Origin of the sequence: Herbaspirillum sp. NPDC101397 (assembly GCF_044767325.1) — a bacterium.
GTDB lineage: Bacteria > Pseudomonadota > Gammaproteobacteria > Burkholderiales > Burkholderiaceae_D > Herbaspirillum.
Window position 1 is genome coordinate 114316 of the sequence record NZ_JBIWNS010000007.1, and the last position, 22376, is coordinate 136691.

Consider the following 22376-nt stretch of genomic DNA (forward strand, 5'->3'; position numbering starts at 1 on the left):
CCATATACCTTGTCCCATCGTATACCTTAAGACTTTGCCCTTCTGTAATTAGTTTTTCCAGAACATGAAGCCTCTTCTCAAGCCACTGCATAGGCGCGGCTGTTCCATAAATTTCAGCATCCCTAAATTCTCTCAGAGAAGCCGCCGAGACATAACCGTTCGCTATTTCGGAATCCAATTCGCTATTACTCAATTTAATTTCACCTTATTTCTTAATCATGTAGCCCGTTGCGGCATCGTAGCGATAGCCATTTGCCAGTAGATATTGGTACTCTTTACCAAAACCCGTTTGAACGCCGTTTTTAACTAACACATAGCTCGTTGGATTTGTTGCCAAGACGATATCATCGCCTCGGCGGATCGCAGCATCTAAAAATGGACGATTTACCTGCTCCCAAAATTGAGTTGGGCGCAACGCGTTATATAACTCATCTGGTGTGTTTAACAAATTAAAACCTCCAACTTTGGGATCAAGGTATCCCATATTTTTTGGAATTCCAATTTGCTGGTTAATAATACTATTGGTGTCATCAATCCAGGTACCTAAAACCGTCGTTGTTTTATCCGGATTGGCTTGGATTGCTTTTCCGGTAGAAGCCTTCAGCGCCTGTGGAAGCTCTACCCCATCCCGGTAGAAATTATTACTCTTAGCAGCGTCAGTTGTCGCCTTAACGATAGCTTCTGCAATCGCTAACTCTGTGGCTCCTGGACCCAATGCTCTCACGACGTTAAATGCAATTTTACTCACGTCATACGCAGCTTTAGCATCTAGCAGCCAAGCCTCTACATAGACAGGACTTAGTCCCTGAGCCTTGGCTTGCGCGGCCTCCCAATAAGCTTGGAGCGTGTCATTGTCAGAACAAAGATTGGGAATCGCACAGCCCAACTTGGCCATCTCATCTTTAATAAATTGGGCGACTTTATTACAGGCCTCTCCTTCGCAAGCAGCAATCGATTGCTCCAAAGCTCGATTAGATGCTTCATCTTTTTTCTGCAACGCTGCTGCAGTCCCACAGCTGTCTTTATCGCGCTTGGCATAACAATCGCTCTTTGCTTTGTTCAGATCCTTACGTTCCTGATGCCTCAGGTAGTTAAATTCTGTTGAAAGTTTTGCAGTCAGCCCCGCAGCATTGCCGTCTGTTGCTGTCCCACCTGCAAGTTGCGTAGTCGCCTTGGCGACAACCAGCCCTAGTAATTGCACCAATGCAGCTTTGTCTTCGGGACTTATGTCTTCCATTCCCAAAATATCTTTACCGAACATTTGCACTGCCAATTCAGCCGCCGCGGCACCTGCTGCACCAGTACCGAACTCCCCTCCCATGGCCTTGGTCATCAAGCCACCTATCAATGCGTGCACAGCCACTTTAGTCGAAGTATCGGCGTCATTCGTCTGCAACCAATCTCCCACTTTTTCATACAGCAGCGGCGCAATCTGTTGCGCCAACTGGCTCGTCGCCTTGGCGACTTCCTGATCCCGTTGAATCTTTTGCAGGTCGAATATCTTGCCAATCGGCGCACTGGCGTTGGCGGTATCGTGGTTGATGCCGGCAATGGTCTGATCCGCAGTTTGCCCTGTCTTCTGCTGTTGAGCTGTCGTGTCCGTAATCACGATCGATCCATTGCTGATGGCGCTCTTCGTCGTGCTCTCGGCATTGCCCTCCTGCGGGTTCTGGCTATTGGTGGCCGCATTCGACACGACATTGTTCAGCACGTTCTGCGCCACACCTACCTTGCCCGTCGTCAGACTCAGCGACGCGCCTCCATTGCTTGCGCTGTACTCGGCTTTGTTCTCAATGTCACTGGTCGTCAGCGTTCCCGTGGTCAGTGTATTTTTGTCTGCCGTTGCCGAGCTGGCTATGACGCTGCCCTTCAGGTCCGTGTTGTCATTGACGTGTATGTTGTAGCCGCCGTTTCCGGCATAGATACCGCTTTGTTCATTGACGCTCTTGTAAGTGCTGTCGATGTTGCCGCTCTCCGCACTGCCGCTGGCGGATACCGTATTGCCGAGGCAGAACGGAGGAATACACAAACTCACACCAATGCCTTCGCTGTTTTGTTGGCTGTGATAAGTGTCGCTGTCCTGTTGGCTGACGATATTCAGATTGCGTCCGACATCCGCAGTGACCGTATCGCCGCGCAATTGCGCGCCTGCCAGATTGGCGTCTCGTCCTGTGGTGATCGAGAGCGTGTCACTGGCGGTGATGTGCGTATTGTGATTGACCGTCGATTCGCCGTTGGCAATGGCATTCGCTTTAGTAGCGCCAAGCTCCAGGGTGATACCGTTCTGGTCACCACCAAAGGCAACGCCCACGCCGATCGAGACGCCACTGGAATTGCTGCTGCTGCGATTGTTTGTCGTGTCGGTCGCGCTGATGGCGTTGATATCGCGTGCCGCCACCAGGTTGACATCTTTCCCGCTGACTTGCGTCCCGACCATGTTGATATCGCCATCCACCGCCTTTCCTTGTGCATCGGTCTGGCCATTGCCGGTAGCGACAATCGTCATGCTGTTGCCTGCCGCAAGAGTGCTGCCACGTTGTTGCGTCGCCTGGCTGCTGCTTTGGCTTTCGCTACTGCTACTCCCCAACGCGACTGTCACCTTGATCAGCTGAGGCGTACTGGTCCCGTCAGTCGTGATGCCTTTGGCGGCGGTCGCGGCAATGACGCCGGCCTGAGCACCGTATAGTGCCGCCAATCGGTTATCGCCTTTGGCCTGCGCCGCCAACGCTGCGTTGGCAGCTTGCGTAATTTGACCGGCAATGCCCCCGACACTCATCGTGACGCCTATCTGGTTGCTGTTGTGTGTTTCCCTTTGCTGGCTGGCATCGGTGCCGGCATCCAAATTCACGTTCTGGCCGATCAGGGTGATGTCATTGCCGGCGGACAAGTCGCTGCCCTGGACGGAAATATCCTGTTTGGCGTCGAGCGTCAGGTTGCCGTTCCCGCTGCTGATCTGACTGCGGATAGGATTTTGCAGTTGCTGATTGCTATCGATCGTATCGCTGGTGGTGCGATATCCCACGCTGGTGGCGGTGCCGTTGTTGCTACTGCCCAGGTTGCCAAAAGCGGTGCTGTTGTGATCTTCATGCTGATCACTGGTATTTTCTCCGGAATTCACATTGATTCGGCCCTGCTGTGCGAGCAAGGTGACGTCGTTGTTACCGTAAACGCTTGAGCCGCCGACATTGATGTCGCCGGTCCGGCTATTAATGACAACACGATCGGCGTTGATATTGCTGCCGACCTGGGTATTGATCGTGCTCGTGCCGTTATCGGTGCTGTGCGAGAAAGAGACCGGGGAAAGAGTGGTTCCGCCCTGATTGGGGCCGCCGGTCAGACTGCGGATCAAGGTGCCCCAGTCCGGAGCCGCAAAATTGATACCGTTGCTGCTGCTTGATGCGGAATTGTTCTGCTGTATCTGGTTGGTCGCCGCTAGAATATTGATATCACGCATGGCGTTCAGGATCGCGGCGCCACCTGCGGACAGATTGCTGCCGCTGACGTTGATGTTGCCGTCCACGGCCTTTCCGTTGGCGTCCACAACGCCTGAACCGGTTGCCGTCAATTTCAGATCTCCGGCAGCGGTGAAATTACTCCCCTGATTGGCCAGACTGCTGATGGTCGACTGGAAATTGCTTGAACTGCTACCGATGGAAACGGCAAGCTGTGGCACGCTCAAGGCGGAAGCCCCTAGTTCATCCAGAATGCCCTTGCCCTTCTGCGCCTGGCTGCCATTGCCGCCGGCGACCGCATTGATATTTTTAACCGTGTCATACGGCGTCCCGACTAGTCTTATGCCAATCCCGCTTTGTCGGGCTTCCATTGCTTGTTTACTGTCGGCGCTGTCGCGCGCGGGGTCGATGCTGATGTTTTGCGCCGTCACGCTGATGTCGCCGCCGGTGCCGTCAGCAGCCTTTCCTGCGATCACATCGCTGCCGCGGATGCTCACGTCCTTGCCGGCAGTAATGCTGACATTGCCGTTGATGGCACCCAGCGCGCTACGACTCTGACTTTCCGTTACCGAGACACCGTCATAGCTCTCCTTTCGTGAGCTACTGCCGATCTGGATGCCAAAACCACCGCCGCCAAAGATGCCGGAGCGCTTCTGTTCATGCATGCTGCTCTCGGCGAATGTATTGGTGGCTGCGGACAAGAAAATGTTATTTGTGGCGTCGAGGCTGGTTCCGCTGACCGAGACCACGGAGCTGCCTTGCATGCCGATGTCATTCCCGGAAGTGATGTTGACCTTGTCGCCACTGATGTAGCTGCCCACGGAATTGGTCTGCGACCGGCTTTCAAAATCGGTATTGCTGCGACTGAAAAAGAATCCGCTCGACGAGCTGTGCGAGTAAATACTTGTACTGCTGCCTTCCTGAGCCGCCAGAATATTGACATCCCCGCTGGCCGACATGCCGAGGTTCTTGCCCGCGGCAACACTGCTGCCGATGATGGTGAGCGACGCCTTTTCCAGCGCGCCGGCGCTGATTGACAGCCCGTCCGTGGCCCCGATCGTCGAGCCGACCACGCTCTGGCTTTGGCTATTCGCCTGCATGTTGGAACGGCTCTCGTTCTTGTGCTGATCCAGGATGGATTCATTCAGCGCAGCCGCAACCATCACATCTCTGCCCGCCAGCACCGTCCCGTTGCCGCTGCCGTTGGCGCCAATGTTGACGTTCGCGCCGGTCAGCGCGATATCGCGCTGTGCCGCCAACGACATGTCGCTGCCGGAACTGAGTTGCGATCCCTGATTGGTGATGACGCCGCTATGCGTGACGTAGCCATCGACCTCGGCGTTATAGGTACTGCCGGTCTTGGCTGTTGTCAGGGCGATGTCACGTCCCGCGGTGATGCTCACCGTGCCGGTGCCTTGCGCCGCACCGGCGCCTGCTGCAATGATGCCGCCCACGTCGGTGACGTCTCGCCCGGCATTGATCGTCAGCTTACTGCCGGCGGCGATGGTCGCCTGATTGGACAGCGAAGTGAACGTACCGTTGTTTTGCGCATTTGAATAACGCTCAGTCACGGTCAATGTTTCGTTCCTGATGTCGCCGCCGGCACTCAGGGCGATTTCGTCGCCCCGAATGCCGCCTCCGAGATTGCTGAGGTCATTGGAGGCAACCAGAATCGTCCGGCCGCTGCCATTGGCGCTGCGACCATCGATCAGCCCGCCCTTGTTGGTGATGTTGTCCGCCTGAATGGTGACACTGCTTCCAGACACCAGGGCGCCGCTGCTCTTGAGTGCGTCGGCGTCGACATGGGCGAGATAGACTTTGGGCACCAGTACGTCCTGCGTCGTACCGTCGGGAAGACTGACCGTCTGGCTTTCGAGCCAGACGATATCGCTGGTCAGATGGCTGATCTGGTCCGCAGTCAACGCCACGCCGGGGCGCAGATTCCACGTCTGGGCGTAGCTGACTGCGCTGTTGAGCAGTTGCTGATACTGGCTGTCGTCATTGGCGACGCCGCTCACCCGTCCGGTAAGTTGCGCCATCTGTTCGCGCACCAGGCGTTGCTCATAGAAGCCGTCGCCCAGGCGCTTTTGCGTCGTCGCCGGATCGACGTTCATGGCGCTGAGCAGGTAGTCGCTGCTGAGCCAGTTGCGCTGATTGGCAAACTGCGAGCGTGTTTCGATCAGGTAGTTGCCGCTGCCCACTTGCTGGAACAATCCGCCTATCGTCACGGGGACGGGATTCCCTCCAGGCCTGGTCACTGCATTCCCGATCACGGTGTCCATGGCCTGCCCGCTGCCGGTGGTCAGCGTGACGCTGTCGCGGATATTGGCGGCGCCGCCGGCGGCGGCGTCAGTGTTGGTGAAATTGCGCGCCACGATCGTCAGACCCTGCGTTCCGACGATGGCGCCTTTGGTAGTGCCGATGACTTCGGAAATGCTGGGCATGTCGTAGTGCACGGAAGCGCCGCCGGTGGTGTACCAGGTGCCGTCGAAACTATGCGTACGATACAAGGTTTGCCCGAGATTGGCGACATTGGCGCCGCTGCCGTCGAGGAACAACTTTCCGTTGGCGACGATGTTGCTGTATTCGTTCGAGAGAGTCTGGCTGATTGCAATGCGCATATCGCCGCCCGCACGAATCTCGGCGGCCTTGCCGGCACCGGCGGCCAGTCTGTCTTCGACGGCCACGTGGTGCGCATTGCGCCCGGTTTCCAGCGCATCATGCTCAGGTGCGAGCTGACGTTGCGTGTCGCGGACGATGATGCTGTTGGGATCGTCGTAGCCGGGCTGCGTCATGAATCGCACGCAGTTTGTCGTACAGGATCCGTATTGATTGGAATAGGTCGGCAACTCGCCCCAGTTGATCGGCCTGCCGATATTGGAGAGGTCGTCGCCGCCGGCGACCTTGTCCGGATTGCCTATGCCGTCCGCGCGCGACGTGAAGTAGAGAACCCGGGTGCCGTCGCTGGTGCCGACGCGCCGCACCACGCCATACTCGCCCCAGGCGCCGGAGGAATCCTGATAGAAGGCGGAGTCGTTGGCGTGCGTCCTGATGACGGCTCTGCCGATGGTGTTGCCGTCCGGGGTAACAAACTGGCCGATCTCCAGGATGTCCGCCGGATTGACGTAGTAGAACTCATGCGGCACGTAGTTGGAGGAGCCGGCATCGTAGTAACCGTTGTTGTGTCCGTTGTGCCACCAGGATGGCATGGCCATGTAGCGCGTCTCGTCCACTGTTGTCACGCCTGTCACCGCGACTCCGCTGCGGCTGTTCTTGATGCCGACCGCAGCGATCTCCAGATTGTTGCCTGCTTCGATGGTCGAATCTTCGTTGTTGATCTGCGTCGTGCGATTGACCAGGCCGTTGGTGTCGCGCACACCATCTGCTGCAATCGCCATGTCGCCGACACTGTAGATCGCCGCGTTCCCGGTGTTGTTGAGCGTGTTGCCGATCCACAGCGACATGCTGTTGCCGGATCCCAGCAAGGCATTCGACCCGCTGTTGTTGAGCGTCTGCGCGCGCGCGATCAGATCGGTGCCGATCGCGATGCCGCTGTTGTCGAAGATGCCTGCGGTGATGTCGAGCAGATTGTTGGCATTGATTTCGCCGGCATTGCGCAGGTTCACCGATGCCTTGAGGTTGATGTCGCGTGCCCGGATCGTTGCCCCGGCCTGATTGTTCATTTGTGCGGCCGCAAACCTGAAGCTGCGCGCCGCGCCGAGCAGGGCGCCGGGTCCGGTATTGTTGAGCGCCTGCGTGCGTGCGTTCAGGTCGCCGCCAATCAGGGTACCGGTATTGTCGAGACTGTCGGCGCTCACATCGAGCAGATTCGTTGCGCTGACTTCGCCGGCGTTGCGCAGGCTCGCGCTTGCCTGCAGACCGATGTCCTGCGCCTTGATCGCCGCTCCGGCCTGATTGTCCATCTGATTGCTAGAGAGCGTGAGCGCTCCCGCAGCGCCGAGCTTGCCGGCGTTGGTCAGCGATCCCGTAGCGCGCAGGCTCAGATCGCGATCTGCCGAGAGTGACGCATTGGCCGTTTGCTGAAAGTCTCCCTGCAATGTGACGCTGACGTCGGTCTTGCTGTTAATGACACCGTTGCCGCTGTTGCCGAGCGATCCCGCGTTCAGTTGCAGCTTGTCTTGCGCAGTGATGACGCCGCTGTTCTCGATCCGGCCGTCAGCCGTGATGATGACTTCTCCGGCGGCGGCGCCGATCTTCCCGGCGTTGCGCATGCCGACGCCGGCTTCGTTGCCGACGAGGATGATTTTATTGGCATACATGCCGCCGAGTTGTGCAACGTCGACGCCAAATAGCGGGGCAGCTTCTGTGGCGGCCGGACTGACGCGCACAGCCTGTGTGTTGTCCGCATTGACCTGGTTGGCGCCCACCGTCACGCGCAGCTCTTTGCTCCAGATCCCGGCGTTGATCTGCACGGCGCGCGCGATGATGTCCGTATAGTCGGATTGGCTAGCGTCAAGACCCGCGCCTTGAACGATCACACTGCCGCCGCGCACCAGATAGCCGTCGAGACTACCCCCGTTCATGATCGCCGTGCCGGTGGTCAACGTGGTGCGATTGGCATTGATGAAACCGCAGCCGTCACACGTCACGCCCGACGGATTGGCGACAATGACTTGCGCACGATCGCCGGCGACTTCGACAAACCCGCGCAGGTAACTTGGATTGCTGGAATTGACCTCGTTGAGAATCACGCGCGCCGTGCCGTTGGCCAGATTGGGATTGCGCTGCACCCAACCGCCCAACTGCGTCTGCACATCGACACGCGAATTATTGAGAATCGCCCCCTGCTTCTGTACATCGAATTGCGTGTAAGTATTGCGTGAAACGCCGGCTGCGCTGGGAGTCTGGATGTTGACCTGCGGTAGACCGTTGGCGGTATTGACGATGACCGGCTGTTGCGCTCTTGGAGCATTAGGATCAGCAACGATCTGCGCTTGTGCTACGGGCAGCATGTTCATCACGGCACCAACCATGATCAAAGCAGCAAAAGCAATTCCTGTTAGTCGCGCCATGGGAAAGCGCAATGCCGCTGATGGAGATGAAGCGTCGGCTGCATCGCCGCTACCACTTTGACGGGAGGTATTCTCGGCAACGACCATCAGTTGGCCGCAGGAAAAATTGAAGATGACGCGATACAGGAATTTATTCATATGCGTAGGTCAGTAAGACCAGTTCAGAGTAAAACCAGCGGTGAGGCGGGAGGTTTGTAGTCCTTGCGGTTTGGAAATCGGTGCACCGGCAAAGACGTCATAAGAAACATTCTTGATGTTTCCGCGTAAGCCAATAACGGCACCGGCTAGGCGGGTTCCGACAAGCAGCGCTGCCGATGGTCCGGCGACTTCTCCGTAGTCGGCACCAAGATAGGCTTCCTGTCCGCTGCTGCCGAGCGCAACGCCAACGTCGTTACGGACAAACCAGCCACGTTCTGACAGCAGCGTCATTTCGCCATCGAAGCCACGCACGGTATAGCGTCCGCCTATAGAAAACCGTTCCTGTGCAGTGAGTCGCGTGCCGTTCCATTGGCCCCGCCCGGATAAGTTGTAACGCAGGCTTTGTTTTCCCCAAGGCAGGGACAGATTGAATGGCACGGCAAGGTTCACATCAGCTGTAGCAATCTTGTAGCGAGAGGTACCTTCTCCAAAGGCATCTTCAGGTGCTTCCAGTGAAGAAAAGGCACCTGTGCCGCGCCGATAAGCGAGATTCAGATCGAATGTCGTTTCGCCGACAAATTCTCGATGCGCCAATCCCAATTCCCAGCCACCGGTGCGACGGCGCTGTACCTCGACTTCGGTATCGTCAACGAAGTTGCTGGAGCTCTTTTGGAAGGCTTTAATCGAGAGCGTGGTTTTACGCACGGCATCGCGGTAGATCAGGCGCGACAATTTGATATCGCCCGTATCGCTTTTACCGCTATACATGTAGCTTTGATTCAGGCCGGCGACAGTCTGATGGTAGTCGCTGCTGCTACTGGTAAAGCCCAGGGTCCAGTAACCGAACGGTACTGAATAATGTACGGTGTAGCCGCTGGTGCCGCGAGCGCCAGATTGCCCGCCACCAAGATCGTGATTGAAACTGACGTAGAATAGATCGTTGAGAGTCCACCAGTTGTCGTAGGAGACAGTGACGCCAGCCTGATATTTGCCAGTAGCCTTTGTGCCACTGTCGTCGAGCGACAGGGCAAGACGGAAAGGAAAACCTTGCTGATATTGGATAACCAGATCGCTATCACCGGGCTGAGCATCATCGCCGGTCGTAGGCACGATCTTTATATCGGCTTCGGCTGTTGGTACGCGCTTAAAATTTTCCAGTCCTTGCTCGATATCCCGTAGATTCAAAATGTCACCTGGGTGAATCGGTATGGCATTCCATTTTGTCCCCCTGACACTCGCATCTGATGCGAAGCTGATCGTGCGTACGTGACCAGGCACAAGTGTCAGCACTAACTGACCTGTCGTCAGGTCCTGCGGCGGGGCCAGTACACGCGTGGTGACATAACCATGCTGAACCAATTCATTCTGCACCCTTGCCATCACAACATTGATGCCGGTGACACCGAGGCAACGGCCAAGAATACGATCTTTGCCACTGGTGACAGCCTTGAGTACATAAGAAAATTTTTCTGCTTGATCGCCACGCAAAACGATGCGTGTGATTGTGAAACAAGGTGTCTCTTTATCAGGAATGCGATCTGAAGGGCTCGTAACGTCGTTACGCGGTAGACGCACATCGGGTTGCTGTTCTTGCTGACGACGAAGAGCACGTTCGCGCTCTTGCTGGCGCTGAAATTCCTGATCTGGGGGGATGGTCTGTGCTACGGATGTTTCGCCAAGACAAGCTACCAAGGCGAATGTTGCTAAAAGAAGGCTGCGGAGGGGGTGCTTGAAACTGAAGTTTTTACTGCTATTGCGTGGATATTGCGTAGTAGGCGAGGGATCAGGCTTCACTCTCGGCCCCCGCTACGCCATGCGTATTCGATCATTTTTTTCTTATTACAGCAGCCCTTAAATACCTTGCTTTTATTCTTGGCCCTGCCAACCCCTGTTAATTATCAATTGTTAATTTTTGGTAACCAGATGTTACTTTGCAGGCCTATTTATATACTAAAACATTTTCCAATGGCAATTGATTTCCTTCCTGCACATAAAATACTTGTGCAGAGATAGGGGAAGATGTGGGGGAAATGTCGAATTATTTGTGTTTTTACAATCTTATCGAAACCAGAATAAGCGCAAGAAACTCCAGCTTAAAGTCTCTCGTCTTTTTTGATGATTCATTATTTACTGTCGATTCTCAGCTCTACGCTGTCCCCAAGAAGGGAATACCAACACTGTTTGTCGTATTGATATCACGCGGCTAGTCGACGATGACAGTAAGCCTTTTGATCTCGTATAAATCGCCTGATCTACACTAGTTCCCTGATGCGCCGCTCCGACATTGACATTTCGTCCCGTTGCCGCTGTGAGAAGGCCCTCAGAACTGGCGTATGCCGCTTATGCCTGAATGTCTTGCCCTGCAGACAATCTCAACGCACCGGCTGTACTGTGATGTTGCCAGCGACCACCTGAGTTGGAGCTCTCATTGAGATGATTTTGACTATGAAAAATAACAACTCTCTTCACTTAATATACTTCTAAAAAATTTCCCAACAGCAATCAATGTTCTTTTGAGGGTGTAACTATGACGATAACGATCACTCGACAAATAGAGTTCATTCCCATAAGTGGTTGAATCCATATGATTTAGGGAAGTGCCTAATTGTGACGATGGCCATTACCAGGGCAAGATTTCAGGTCCGCTGCTGGACCGCATCGACATGCAGATCCAGGTCGGCGCCATCGCCCACGACGATTTGCTGCAGCAAGCCGCAGGCGAAGCGTCGGCGCACATCGCCGCGCGGGTGGCAAACAGTTTCGAGGCGCAGCAACAGCGCCAGCGCAAAAGCAACCATCTGCTGTCGACCAGCGAAATCGACCTGCACTGCAAACCCGACGCTGCCGGCGAAGACTTGCTGCGTACCGCGATGACGCGCCTGAACTGGTCGGCGCGCGCCTATCATCGCGTGCTCAAGGTGGCGCGCACAGTAGCCGACCTGGCTGCCGAACCGGTGATCGGCAAAACCCATATCGCCGAGGCGATTCAATATCGGCGCGCGCTGCGCGAACAATAGCGCGCCCCCTTCTCAGGCCGCCTTGAGCAACCTGCGCACGAACCACGCGATCACCAGCCCGAACACCGCCAATCCCAGCCATTGCGCCGCCGGGGCAAAACCGGCGCCGACCAAGGCCAGCGGATCATCACGTCCGGTGGCGCCGATCACGGCCGCCAGGATCACACCCATGAGGCTTTCGCCGACGATCAGCCCGGAGGTGACGAGGACACCACGCCGCTCGATGCGCTCGGCCCCGACCTTGTCGCCGGACGCCTTGCGTTTGGCCAGATGCAGCTGCAAGCCCCAGGCGATCAGTGCGCCCGCCACCAGCGCCATGCCGACCGAGGGCGGCAGGTAAATTCCGAGGCCGACCGCCAGCGCGGGTACGCGCGCCTTGCTGCCGCCTCTTTCCAGGACGATATCAATGACGATCAGCACTGCACCGATAGCTACGCCGATCAGGATCATGGTCCAGTTCAGCTGATGCGTGAAGATGCCGTTGGCGATCGCCGTCATCAGCGTCGCCTGCGGCGCCGCCAGCGCATGCGCAGCATCCATGCCAGGTCGCGGCAGCGCGCCGACGAAACCATAGGCGTTGTAAAGCAGCTCAAGAATCGGTGAAATCACCGCAGCGCCGACTACGCATCCGATCAGCAGTGCGATCTGCTGACGGTAAGGAGTCGCGCCCACCAGCCAGCCGGTCTTGAGGTCTTGCAGGTTGTCGTTGGCGATGGCCGCGATGGCGATGATGGCCGAAGTCACAAAGATCGCCAGCGCAATCGGCAGCTTGCCGGCACCGGGCGCATTGAGCAGGTGATCGACGCTGCCCGAGGCCAGCAGCAGCAGCGACACCAGAATCATCGCGATGATGCCGACGCCGGAAATCGGACTGCTCGACGAGCCCACCAGCCCGGCCATGTAACCGCAGGCCGCCGCCACCAGAAAGCCGAATACGCACGAAAACACCAGGCTCATGGCCACCAGTCCGCACAACAGCGGCAACGACAGGGGCGCATCGATCAGGAACATCGCAAAAATCAGCGTCAGCAACGCCATCACGCCGACGCCGATCAGGGCGATCGCGCGCACCGGCAAATCGCGGTCGGTCAGCGGCCGCTCGCTGCCGTCGTCAAGCGTGCTGCGGCTGCGCAGCGATTCGCGCACACCGGCCACCATCGGCCGGAACAAGGTGATCAAGGTCCACACCGCCGCCACGCCGATGGTGCCGGCGCCCATGAAGCGCACCTGGCTGCTCCACAAGCCCGTGGCGTAGGTAGCGATGGCGGCGCCCTGCGGCGCGGGCGTGAGCATGCTAAGAATCGGTACGGCGAACGCCCAGCTGATGATCACGCCGATCAATACCGCCACGCCGGCGACGATGCCGATCAGGTAACCGGCGCCGAGCAGGGCCAGAGAAAAACCCAACGGCAGCCGGAATATAGCGTTGCCGACGCCGGCCCAGATATTCAAGCTCTCCGACAACAGGCGAAAGCCGCCGGTAACCAGCGCCACCCCGGCTGAAACGATGCTGCCGGCCCAAATGTCGTTGAGCCCCTTGCGCACATCGTCACCACCGCCGGCGGTGTCGGCGTTGCCGACGCGCAGAATCTCAGCAGCCGCCAGTCCTTCCGGATAGGGCAGTTCACTCTGCACCACCATCACCCGCCGCAATGGAATCGTAAACAGTACGCCGAGCATGCCGCCGGCTGCACAGATGCCGAACGTCTGCCAGTAGGGGAAACCCTGCCAGTGGCCGATCATCACCAGCCCGGGCAAGATGAAGATCACCGCCGACAGCGTGCCGGCCGCCGAGGCCTGGGTCTGCACCATGTTGTTTTCGAGGATGCTGGCGGAGCCGAACAGACGCAGCACCGCCATTGAAATCACCGCCGCCGGGATGGCCGACGAGAAGGTCAGACCGACCTTCAACCCGAGATAGACATTGGACGCCGTAAACACGATGGTGATGAGCGCGCCGAGAATGACGCCGCGCACCGTCAATTCCGCCATGTTGTGTTGCGCAGAAGCGGGATGATTGGGATAAGGCATGGGGAATGTCTCCTTCTTGAGTTGCGGTTGGTCGGTTGGAATGATCTGTCGTCATTTCTCCCCGTCTGCCGCTGCGGCGCCGTTTGCTATCATGAGGTTCTTCGTAAAAATTCCGCCGCCATGAATCAGTTCGCCCGCCTTGCCGTTGCCTCCCTGTTGCTGGCTTTGACCAGCGGCGCCGCATTCGGTGCCGCAAGTTCAAACGCCGCCGACAGCATCGCCAGTGAACGCGACATCGACAAGGCCATGAATCCCTTGCCGCCCGGCGTGCAAAAAGGCCTCAACCTCGACCTCGGCAACAGCGGTAAAAATCCTGCTGACAAGGGGTCGCCCCCGCCCTTGAGCCCGCGCTGCCGCCAGCTGCGTGCCGATATCGACCGCGCCCGGCATGCCCCGCCCGAAGCGCCGCGCGACGTCTATCCGGAAGGCCCGCGACGCGACGGCAGGCGAGCGGCGCCGATGCCGCCGCCGTCACCGATGCCCGGCCTGCAGGTACAGTCTTCCAACAGTTTGGGAGGCCGTCCTTCCGGCGATATCGAATACGGCCGGCGCGCCAAAGCGGAAGAACAATTCCAGCGCGAATGCCAATAAAAGACGACACTTGCGGGTTACGCCTGCGGGCTTTTACCTGATCCCGACCCATGTTCATTGGAATACTTTGCGCGCTGTGCGCCGGCCTGATGTGGGGCCTGGTGTTCGTCACGCCGCTGCTGCTCGGCGACTATCCCGGCGTCGTCTTGTCGCTGGGACGCTATGTCGCCTTCGGCCTGATCGCGCTGGTGCCGGCCTGGTTCGACCGCCGCCGCATCGGACTGCTCAGCCGGCAGGACTGGACCGTCGCTTTCAAGCTCGCCCTGGTGGGCAACCTGTTGTACTACGCCATGCTGGCCACCGCGATCCAGCTGGCCGATGCGCCGTTGCCGACGATGCTGATCGGCACCTTGCCGATCGTGATTTCGGTGTGCGCCAACTGGCGCCCCGGCCACGTCTCGGAATCGGTTGCATGGGGCCGGCTGGCGCCGTCGCTGGTGATCCTGGGCCTGGGCCTGACGCTGGTCAACAGCAGCGAACTGGAACACCTGCGCAACACCATCGGCAACGCGCGCTCCACGACCGACTATGCGCTGGGCTGCATCATCGCTGTCTGCGCCGTCGCCGCCTGGACCTGGTATCCGATCGTCAATTCACGCTACTTGCGCACCCACACCCACATCAACTCGGTCACCTGGGCTACCGCGCAAGGACTCGCCACGCTGCCGATGGCGCTGATGGGCTTTGCGCTGTTCGGGATTTACGGTGCCGCCGCAGGCAGCGAATACGCGTTCCCGCTGGGCCCCCGCCCGGGCTTCTTCGTCGCCATGATGCTGGTGATCGGACTGTCGGCGTCGTGGCTGGGTACGCTGCTGTGGAACAAGGCAAGCCAGCTGCTGCCGACCGCGCTGGTGGCGCAGCTGATCGTGTTCGAAACACTGGCCGCCTTGCTGTATGCTTTCCTGCTGCGTGGCACTGCCCCGGACCTGCGCGTGTTGGCCGGTGCGGTGCTGCTGTGCATCGGCGTGGTCTACGGCGTGCGGACGTTTTCGCGCCGGCCTGCGGTTTCCCATTCATCCTGATTCTTCCATGACCATGCGCCAGGTATCCTCCGCCTTTTCCCTCGCCCTGCTCGCTGTCTTTGTCTGCGTATTGACGGCCTGCTCGCCAAAATACAACTGGCGCGAAGCGCACGGCGAAAAGATCCAGTTCACCGTTCTGTTGCCGGCCAAACCGGCCTCGTTCACGCGCCAGATCGACCTGGACGGCCTGCCGGTATCCATGACCATGACTGCAGCCGAGATTGACGGCGTCACCTTCGCGGTCGGCGCCGCCGAGCTGGCCGACGCGGCACAGACGCCGAAGGCATTGGAAGCGATGCGCACCGCGCTGCTCAACAATATCGGCGGCACGCCGACCGCGGCGACGATTCCCGGCAAACCCGCCGGCGACCGCGCGCTCGACGTGGTTGCCGCCGGCGTGGCGCGCGGCCAGCCGATGCGGCTCATGGCGCGGCTGCTGGCGCGCGACAAACGCATCTACCAGGTGCTGATCGTTGGTCCGGAGAAGTCCATCGAAGCTGAACACGCCGAAACCTTTTTCACCTCGTTTGCTCCAAGCTGACACGCCTGAGGCGGCGGCGCAGATGACAAGGGCGGCGCGTCCGGGGTATTCTGTCGGTCTGCCGTAAACCATTAGGCAATAGTCAAGCACCAAAGTTAAGCAACAATGCGTTATCCGGAAGGAAACAGGCGGATACGCTCTCATCAACACCAATACCCTGAGGAAATATGCTGGTTACGTTCAAATCAAAAGCGGCTGCAGATGTTGTCATGTATGAATCCCATGCCAAGCCCATCCTCGACCTGCTGCACAAGGACATCAAGCGCGGCGTGATCACCGCAGCCGAAAGCGCCGACGCGGTCGCGCTGATCGAGAAGCAGATCGACAACAGCAAGTCGCATGAAGCTGCCGAGGCCCTGGAGCGCGATGTGCACGCGCATCACAACGCCAACGGCGACGACAACGGCCATGAAAAGATCGAGCCGGTGACGTTTTCGGCGCGCGCCTATCCGCTGCTGGACATGCTGCGTGAAGCGAAGAAGGGAAATTACGACGTGCTGTGGGGCGTCTGAGTCAGACAGACCCATTGCCGTAGGACCACACTGCAGGAGCCGATGGCTCCTGCAGTCGTTTCAGCGGGCTGAAGAGAATTACTTCCGGGGAGCGCCCAGTTCAGTGCAGTAGTACAGCAAGGCCAGCGTGGGGAACGCAAAACCCAGCCAGGTAGTGGCGCTCCAGCCGCCCTGCGCATAAATCCATCCGCCCAGCGCCGAACCGAGCGCGCCGCCGCCGAAGAAAGTCGCCATGAACAACCCGTTGAGGCGGCTGCGGATTTCGCCGCCGAGCGCGTAGATGGCGCGCTGGCTCAGCACCAGGTTGGCCGAGACGCCGAAGTCGAGCAGGATCGCCGATGCCAGCAATACCGCCAGCGACGATTCACGTCCGCCGTTCCAGAAATGCGTCATCAGGAACGAAGCCGCCACCGCCAGCATGGCCACGCAGGTGGCCGGACGGCTCCAGCCGCGGTCGGCCACGCGCCCGGCAATCGGCGCCGCAATCACGCCGATCACGCCGGCGAAGGCAAACAGCGCGATGCCCTTTTGCGACATGTTGAAGGTCGGACCGGCCAGGAACAACGGCGACGTGGTCCAGTACAGGCTGAACGCCGCGAACATCATGGCGTGATACGCCGAGCGGCGGCGCAGGATGGGCGTGGTCCGCACCAGATGCCACATTGACGCCAGCAGGGCGAAATAGTGCATGCCGGCCGGCGGACGGCGCGCCGGCAGGTAGCGCGCCAGCACCAATGCCAGCAAGGCGGTGACCACGGCCGAGATGCCGAAGATGGCGTGCCAGCCGAGCAGGTCCGCCACCAGGCTCGACAAGGGCCGCGCCAGCAAAATCCCCATCAGCAAGCCGCTCATGACATTGCCGACGGCGCGCCCGCGCGTTTCCGGCAGCGACATGTGGGCGGCGTACGGCACCAGCACCTGGGCGCCGACCGAACTGACGCCGATCACGAACGCGGCCAGGAAGAATTGCGCGGCGCTCTGCGCATAAGCGGCGCCGACCAGCGCGACGCAGGTGATCGCCAGCAGCACCAGCACCATCTTGCGGTTCTCGATCAGGTCGCCGGCCGGCACGATGAATAGCAGGCCGAGGCCGTAGCCAATCTGCGCCAGGGTCACGATAAGGCCGGCGGCGCCCGGCGAGATGCCGGTGGCGACGGCGATCGGGCCGATCAGCGGCTGGGCGTAATAGAGGTTGGCGACGATGATGCCGCAGGCGGCCGCCAGCAGCGTGATCATCCAGCCGGCGATATCCTGTTGCTTGCTTTGCAAAGCTGCTGCGGTGCCCATGAGACGGTGCCTTTGGTCGAAAACGAGGAGCACACTGTAGCCGAATTGACCGGATCCTGCCGAGGCCGGCTTTTCGGGCCAGTCTGACTGCTGTCGCGGACTTTTTGCTGCCTGGCCGGACTTTCTCGTCACGTCGACGTTCTGGAATAGCGCCACCGCCTTCGCGGCTGGTACACTGACGCTCCGCATGGGCGCCCGGGCATCGTCAAGTTCGCGTCTTAAAACATGGCTGGAACGCGTGATCGGCGGCGCCTTCATCGGCCTCGGCGTCAAACCGGCCCTTAGCAAGCAATAATGTGAACCACCTTTCCCTGAAAATCGATTCCCTGGCCCATGGCCTGCACGGCGCTGCGCGCGCCATCGTCGACGTGCGCGCAGGCACCGCGCTGCCGCAAGCCCTGGCGCGCCAGTTCGCCCGGTCCGACATGACGCCGCAGGCGCGCGGCGCGATTCAGGACCTGTCCTACCTGTCGATGCGCCGGCTCGGCATGGCCGACGGCGTACTGGCCTTGCTCGCCGACAAGCCGCCGCAACCGGAAATACTGTACGGCCTGCTGACCTGTGCATTGAGCCTGCTGCTGGACGAAGAGAATCCGGCCTACGACGCCTTCACCGTGGTCAATCAGGCCGTCGAAGCCGCTGCCGCCGACGCCGAAATGAGCCATGCCAAGGGCGTGGTCAATGCGATCCTGCGACGCTTCCTGCGCGAGCGCGCGGCGCTGCTGCCGCAGGTGGAAAAGACGCCGCCCGGCGCCTGGAATTATCCGACCTGGTGGGTCGACCGCCTCAAGGGCGCCTATCCGGCTCAGTGGCAAGACATCCTGCGCGCCGGCAACGTCGCGCCGCCACTGACACTGCGCGTGAACCGCCGCAAGTCGAACGTCCCCGATTACCTGCATCTGCTGGCCCTCAACGGCATCGGTGCACGCCAGGTCGGTGCTGACGCCGTGCGGCTCGACAAGCCGCTGCCGGTAAGCCAGATCCCCGGCTTTGCCGACGGCCTGGCGTCAGTGCAGGACGCCGCTGCGCAAATGGCGGCGCCGCTGCTGGACGTGCACGACGGCATGCGCGTGCTGGACGCCTGCGCGGCGCCCGGCGGCAAAACCGGCCATCTGCTGGAATGCGCCGAACTTGATCTGATCGCGCTGGACCATGATCCCAAACGCCTGCGCCGGATCGAGGAAAACCTGCAGCGCCTGCAACTCAAGGCCCACTTGCAGGCCGGCGATGCCCGCAACGGCGATGATTGGTGGGATGGCAAGCAATTCGACCGAATCCTCGCCGATGTTCCTTGTACGGCCTCGGGAATCGTGCGCCGCCACCCCGATATTCGCTGGCTGCGCCGCAAAACCGACACGGCGCAACTCACAACACTTTCCGCCCAAATACTCGACAATCTTTGGCAGATGCTAAAGCCGGGTGGTAAATTGTTGCTGGTGACATGCTCGTTGTGGCCCCAGGAATCGGAAGAACAAGCGGCTGCGTTCGCCCGACGCCACCAGGGTAACGAAGATGATGCCGGCCCGCGCGCCGTCCGACTGCCAGCTCCAGGTCAATTGCTGCCGACCGCCAGTGCAGAAACCGACCATGACGGCCTGTTCTATGCGCTGTTTCAAAAAACTGGACCTTGAATTGACGCAATCGGCTCTTATTTCCACGCATCTGCCGTCATTCCGCCAACTTCCACCGGCGGCCCCGGCCGCATCCTTACATCCGTCCCGATGGCTGCAGCGCGTGCTGCTGGCGCTGGTATTGCTGTTCTGCCAGGCCGGTGTCCAGGCTGCGGAAATCGACATCACCCAAGCCAGGCTGGAAGCCACCGACGACGGCTACCGCTTGTCGGCATCGTACGCCTTCGAACTTAACCGCAGCCTGGAAGACGCCCTGGTGCGCGGGGTGCCGCTGTATTTCACCACCGACGTCCAGCTCACGCGGCGACGTTGGTACTGGTTCGACGAGGTCTCCATCTCGGTGTCGCGCACGGTGCGCATTTCGTATAACGTGCTGACGCGGCAATACCATGCATCCACCAGCGGCCAGCTGCAACAGAGTTTTGCCTCGCTGGAAGACGCCATGTCGCTGATCCGCCGGCCGCCGCGCTGGAACATCGCCGACAAGAACACGCTCAAGTCCGGCGATATCTACAATGTCGGCCTGCGCATGCGCCTGGATGTCGCGCAATTGCCCAAACCGTTCCAGATCAACGCGCTCAACAATAGCGACTGGCGGCTTTCCTCCGACTGGCGAGAATTCACCTTCAAAGTCGAATGACCCGTACCTTGCGCTATTTGCTGGTGGTGGGCGGCGGCGTCATCAGCATCCTGCTGTTCCTGCTGGCCTCCGCCTCTGAAAACTCCGCCCTGTTCGACCAACACTACCCGTGGCTGCTGGGCCTCAACGCGCTCGCCGCGGTGGCCCTGCTGCTGCTGGTGATCCTGCTGTTGACGCGGCTCTACAAGCGCTACCGGCGAGGCAAGTTCGGCTCCAAGTTGCTGGCGCGGCTGGTGATGCTGTTTGCGCTGATCGGGATTTTGCCGGGGGCGGTCATCTATCTGGTGTCGGTGCAGTTCGTGTCGCGCTCGATCGAATCCTGGTTCGACGTCCGCATGGAAGCCGCGCTGGAGTCCGGCCTCAACCTCGGCCGCAATGCGCTCGACTCTTCCCTGACCGAGCTTGCTGCGCGCGGGCGTTCGATGGCGCAGGAACTGTCCGACATGTCGGAGTCGGAACAGGTCACCTACCTGTCGCGCCAACGCGACCAGAGCATGGAAATCACCGTGGTCAACGCCAACGGCCAGGTGCTGGCTGCCGTGGGCGGCCGTATCGGCGTGCTCACGCCCATCCTGCCGACCTCGGCGATGATGCGCCAGGCGCGCCTCTCGCGCGGCTTCTCGGTGGTGGAAAGCGACGACTCGCGTCCGCTCAACGGCGAGTCCGACGCTGACGGTAACCTGCGCCTGCACGTGGTCATTGCGGTGCCGGCCTCGTCCAAGGCCATGGGCCTGCAAAATGACAACCGCTTCCTGCAGATCCTGCAGCCGGTGCCGGACTACCTCGCGACCAACGCCGAAACCTTGCGATTGGCTTACAGCGAATACCAGCAGCGCTCGGTGGCGCGCTCGGGGCTGCGCAAGATCTATATCGTCACGCTCACGCTGACGCTGCTGCTGGCCATCTTCGGCGCCATCGCCAGCGCCTTCCTGATCGCCAGCGACCTGGCCAAGCCGCTGCTGCTGCTGGCCGAAGGCACCAAGGCGGTGGCCGAAGGCAACCTCTCGCCGCGCCCCATCGTCAGCACTTCCGACGAACTCGGCACACTGACGCAGTCGTTCAACACCATGACGCGGCAATTGCTGGAAGCACGCACCTCGGTCGAAAAGAACCGCGCCGAGCTGGAAAACGCCAAGGCCTACCTGGAGTCCGTGCTGGCCAACATGTCCGCCGGCGTGATGGTGCTCGACAGCGAGTTCAGCATCGTCAGCGTCAACGACTCGGTGCGCCGCATCCTCGGTTACGATTTCAGCGGCAGCACCGGCACGCCGCTGCACACCATCGACGGCCAGGCGCTGTTTGCCGAAGCCATCATCAAGGCCTTCTCGGAGCAGCGCGCCCACCTCGCCGACAGCGCCGAAGACGGCCTGCACTGGCAACAGCAGATCGAGCTGCCGCACCGCGGCAGCAACAGCAATGGCGCCGGCAACGCCGGCGACAACACCGAAAGCAGCAAGGACGGCAGCAAGACCATCCTGCTGGCGCGCGGTTCGCACCTGCCGGTGCAAAGCGGCGTCGGCTACGTCGTGGTGTTCGACGACATCAGCAAGGTCATCTCGGCGCAACGCTCGATCGCCTGGGGCGAGGTGGCGCGGCGCCTGGCGCATGAAATCAAGAATCCGCTCACGCCGATCCAGCTGTCGGCCGAGCGCCTGCAGATGCGCCTGGCCGACAAGCTGCTGCCGGCGGATGCCGCCATCCTCGACAAGAGCACCACCACCATCGTCAACCAGGTCAGCGCCATGAAGCGCATGGTCGACGACTTCCGCGAATACGCCAAGACGCCGCCGGCCAAGCCGTCCGCGCTCGACCTCAATGCGCTGACCGAGGAAATCCTGCACCTCTACCTCGCCGGCGACGGCCGCGACACCATCCATGCACGCCTGGCGCCGGACCTGCCAAAGGTGATGGGCGACGCCACCCAGCTGCGCCAGGTCATCCACAACCTGCTGCAGAACGCCCAGGACGCGGTCGCCGAGAACGGCGACATTGCGCCGCACATTGACGTGGTCACCGAGCTGGTCAAGTACCAGGGCTCCGACGGCGCCGCGCGCAGCGCGGTTCGGCTGTCGATTACCGACAATGGCCCGGGCTTTAGCCAGAAAATCTTGGCCAGCGCGTTCGAACCTTATGTAACATCCAAACCTAAAGGTACGGGTTTGGGCTTGGCAATGGTCAAGAAAATCGTCGACGAACATGGAGGCCGTATCGATATCCAAAATCGTAGCGATACAAGAGGCGCAAAAATACTGATTTTGCTGTTAAAGTTAGCGTCCGATGCATAAGGATTAAGATTTTTCTCATTGCTGCCGTTGATACATGGGTCTTTACCAAGTAAGGTTGCGGAATTAGCCCGGCGTTATTGTGTGTCTGCGTGCCGTACTTCATGTACTGTCCAGTCATACACCCAGCCAGATTGATTTTTGCAGCAGTGCTGTAAAGAGTTCAGCGGTTGCACGGAAAATCTCAAAAAATATCTAG

The 22376-nt window shown here is 59.7% G+C and carries 12 protein-coding genes and 1 pseudogene; 8 read left to right on the forward strand and 5 right to left on the reverse strand.

The window, feature by feature from the left end; all coding sequences use genetic code 11:
* Window positions 1–205 precede the first annotated feature (205 nt).
* Window positions 206–8623 carry a hemagglutinin repeat-containing protein gene (locus ACIROW_RS17880; RefSeq protein WP_402277799.1) on the reverse strand — a complete coding sequence of 2806 codons (8418 nt, stop codon included), beginning with the start codon at window positions 8621–8623 and terminating at the stop codon, window positions 206–208.
* Window positions 8624–8632: 9 nt separating this feature from the next.
* A complete protein-coding gene (locus ACIROW_RS17885; protein ID WP_402278043.1) occupies window positions 8633–10315 on the reverse strand; it encodes a ShlB/FhaC/HecB family hemolysin secretion/activation protein in 1683 nt (560 codons plus the stop codon).
* A 929-nt stretch (window positions 10316–11244) separates the two neighbouring features.
* Here ACIROW_RS17885 and ACIROW_RS17890 point away from each other — a divergent pair.
* A pseudogene (locus ACIROW_RS17890) lies at window positions 11245–11640 on the forward strand (ATP-dependent protease); the annotation flags it as partial.
* Between the two features lie 12 nt (window positions 11641–11652).
* On the opposite strand, the gene ACIROW_RS17895 reads toward ACIROW_RS17890, so the two are convergent.
* Window positions 11653–13671, reverse strand: coding sequence for an OPT family oligopeptide transporter (locus ACIROW_RS17895; protein ID WP_402277800.1), 2019 nt, complete (start codon window positions 13669–13671; stop codon window positions 11653–11655).
* A gap of 120 nt (window positions 13672–13791) precedes the next feature.
* Between ACIROW_RS17895 and ACIROW_RS17900 the strand changes: the two genes are divergently transcribed.
* The 3 genes from ACIROW_RS17900 to ACIROW_RS17910 are packed head-to-tail and all read left to right on the forward strand — an operon-like array spanning window position 13792 to window position 15825.
* The gene (locus ACIROW_RS17900; RefSeq protein WP_402277801.1) at window positions 13792–14262 is read left to right on the forward strand and encodes a hypothetical protein; all 471 of its coding nucleotides are present in this window, start codon (window positions 13792–13794) and stop codon (window positions 14260–14262) included.
* Window positions 14263–14312: 50 nt separating this feature from the next.
* Window positions 14313–15284 carry a DMT family transporter gene (locus ACIROW_RS17905; protein WP_402277802.1) on the forward strand — a complete coding sequence of 324 codons (972 nt, stop codon included), beginning with the start codon at window positions 14313–14315 and terminating at the stop codon, window positions 15282–15284.
* Window positions 15285–15291: 7 nt separating this feature from the next.
* Entirely contained in the window at window positions 15292–15825 is a 534-nt protein-coding gene (locus ACIROW_RS17910; protein ID WP_402277803.1) for a hypothetical protein, read from the forward strand.
* A gap of 82 nt (window positions 15826–15907) precedes the next feature.
* Here the strand turns inward: ACIROW_RS17910 and ACIROW_RS17915 are convergent, their stop codons facing one another.
* Window positions 15908–16036 (reverse strand): hypothetical protein, encoded by a 129-nt coding sequence (locus ACIROW_RS17915; protein WP_402278054.1) that lies wholly within the window; start codon window positions 16034–16036, stop codon window positions 15908–15910.
* On the opposite strand from ACIROW_RS17915, the gene ACIROW_RS17920 reads away from it, so the two are divergent.
* Window positions 15993–16337, forward strand: a complete 345-nt coding sequence (locus ACIROW_RS17920) for a DUF1840 domain-containing protein (protein ID WP_029363895.1) — start codon at window positions 15993–15995, stop codon at window positions 16335–16337. The two genes, ACIROW_RS17915 and ACIROW_RS17920, sit on opposite strands and share 44 nt — an antisense overlap.
* A 78-nt stretch (window positions 16338–16415) precedes the next feature.
* Here the strand turns inward: ACIROW_RS17920 and ACIROW_RS17925 are convergent, their stop codons facing one another.
* On the reverse strand, window positions 16416–17624 hold the full coding sequence (locus ACIROW_RS17925; RefSeq protein WP_402277804.1) for an MFS transporter: 1209 nt from the start codon (window positions 17622–17624) through the stop codon (window positions 16416–16418).
* A gap of 296 nt (window positions 17625–17920) precedes the next feature.
* Here ACIROW_RS17925 and rsmB point away from each other — a divergent pair, with 296 nt between their 5' ends.
* The 3 genes from rsmB to ACIROW_RS17940 are packed head-to-tail and all read left to right on the forward strand — an operon-like array spanning window position 17921 to window position 22180.
* Window positions 17921–19255 carry a 16S rRNA (cytosine(967)-C(5))-methyltransferase RsmB gene (gene rsmB / locus ACIROW_RS17930; protein ID WP_402277805.1) on the forward strand — a complete coding sequence of 445 codons (1335 nt, stop codon included), beginning with the start codon at window positions 17921–17923 and terminating at the stop codon, window positions 19253–19255.
* Window positions 19227–19895, forward strand: a complete 669-nt coding sequence (locus ACIROW_RS17935) for a DUF4390 domain-containing protein (protein ID WP_402277806.1) — start codon at window positions 19227–19229, stop codon at window positions 19893–19895. The genes rsmB and ACIROW_RS17935 overlap by 29 nt, the downstream gene beginning before the upstream one ends.
* Window positions 19892–22180, forward strand: coding sequence for an ATP-binding protein (locus ACIROW_RS17940; protein ID WP_402277807.1), 2289 nt, complete (start codon window positions 19892–19894; stop codon window positions 22178–22180). The genes ACIROW_RS17935 and ACIROW_RS17940 overlap by 4 nt, the downstream gene beginning before the upstream one ends.
* Window positions 22181–22376 lie beyond the last annotated feature (196 nt).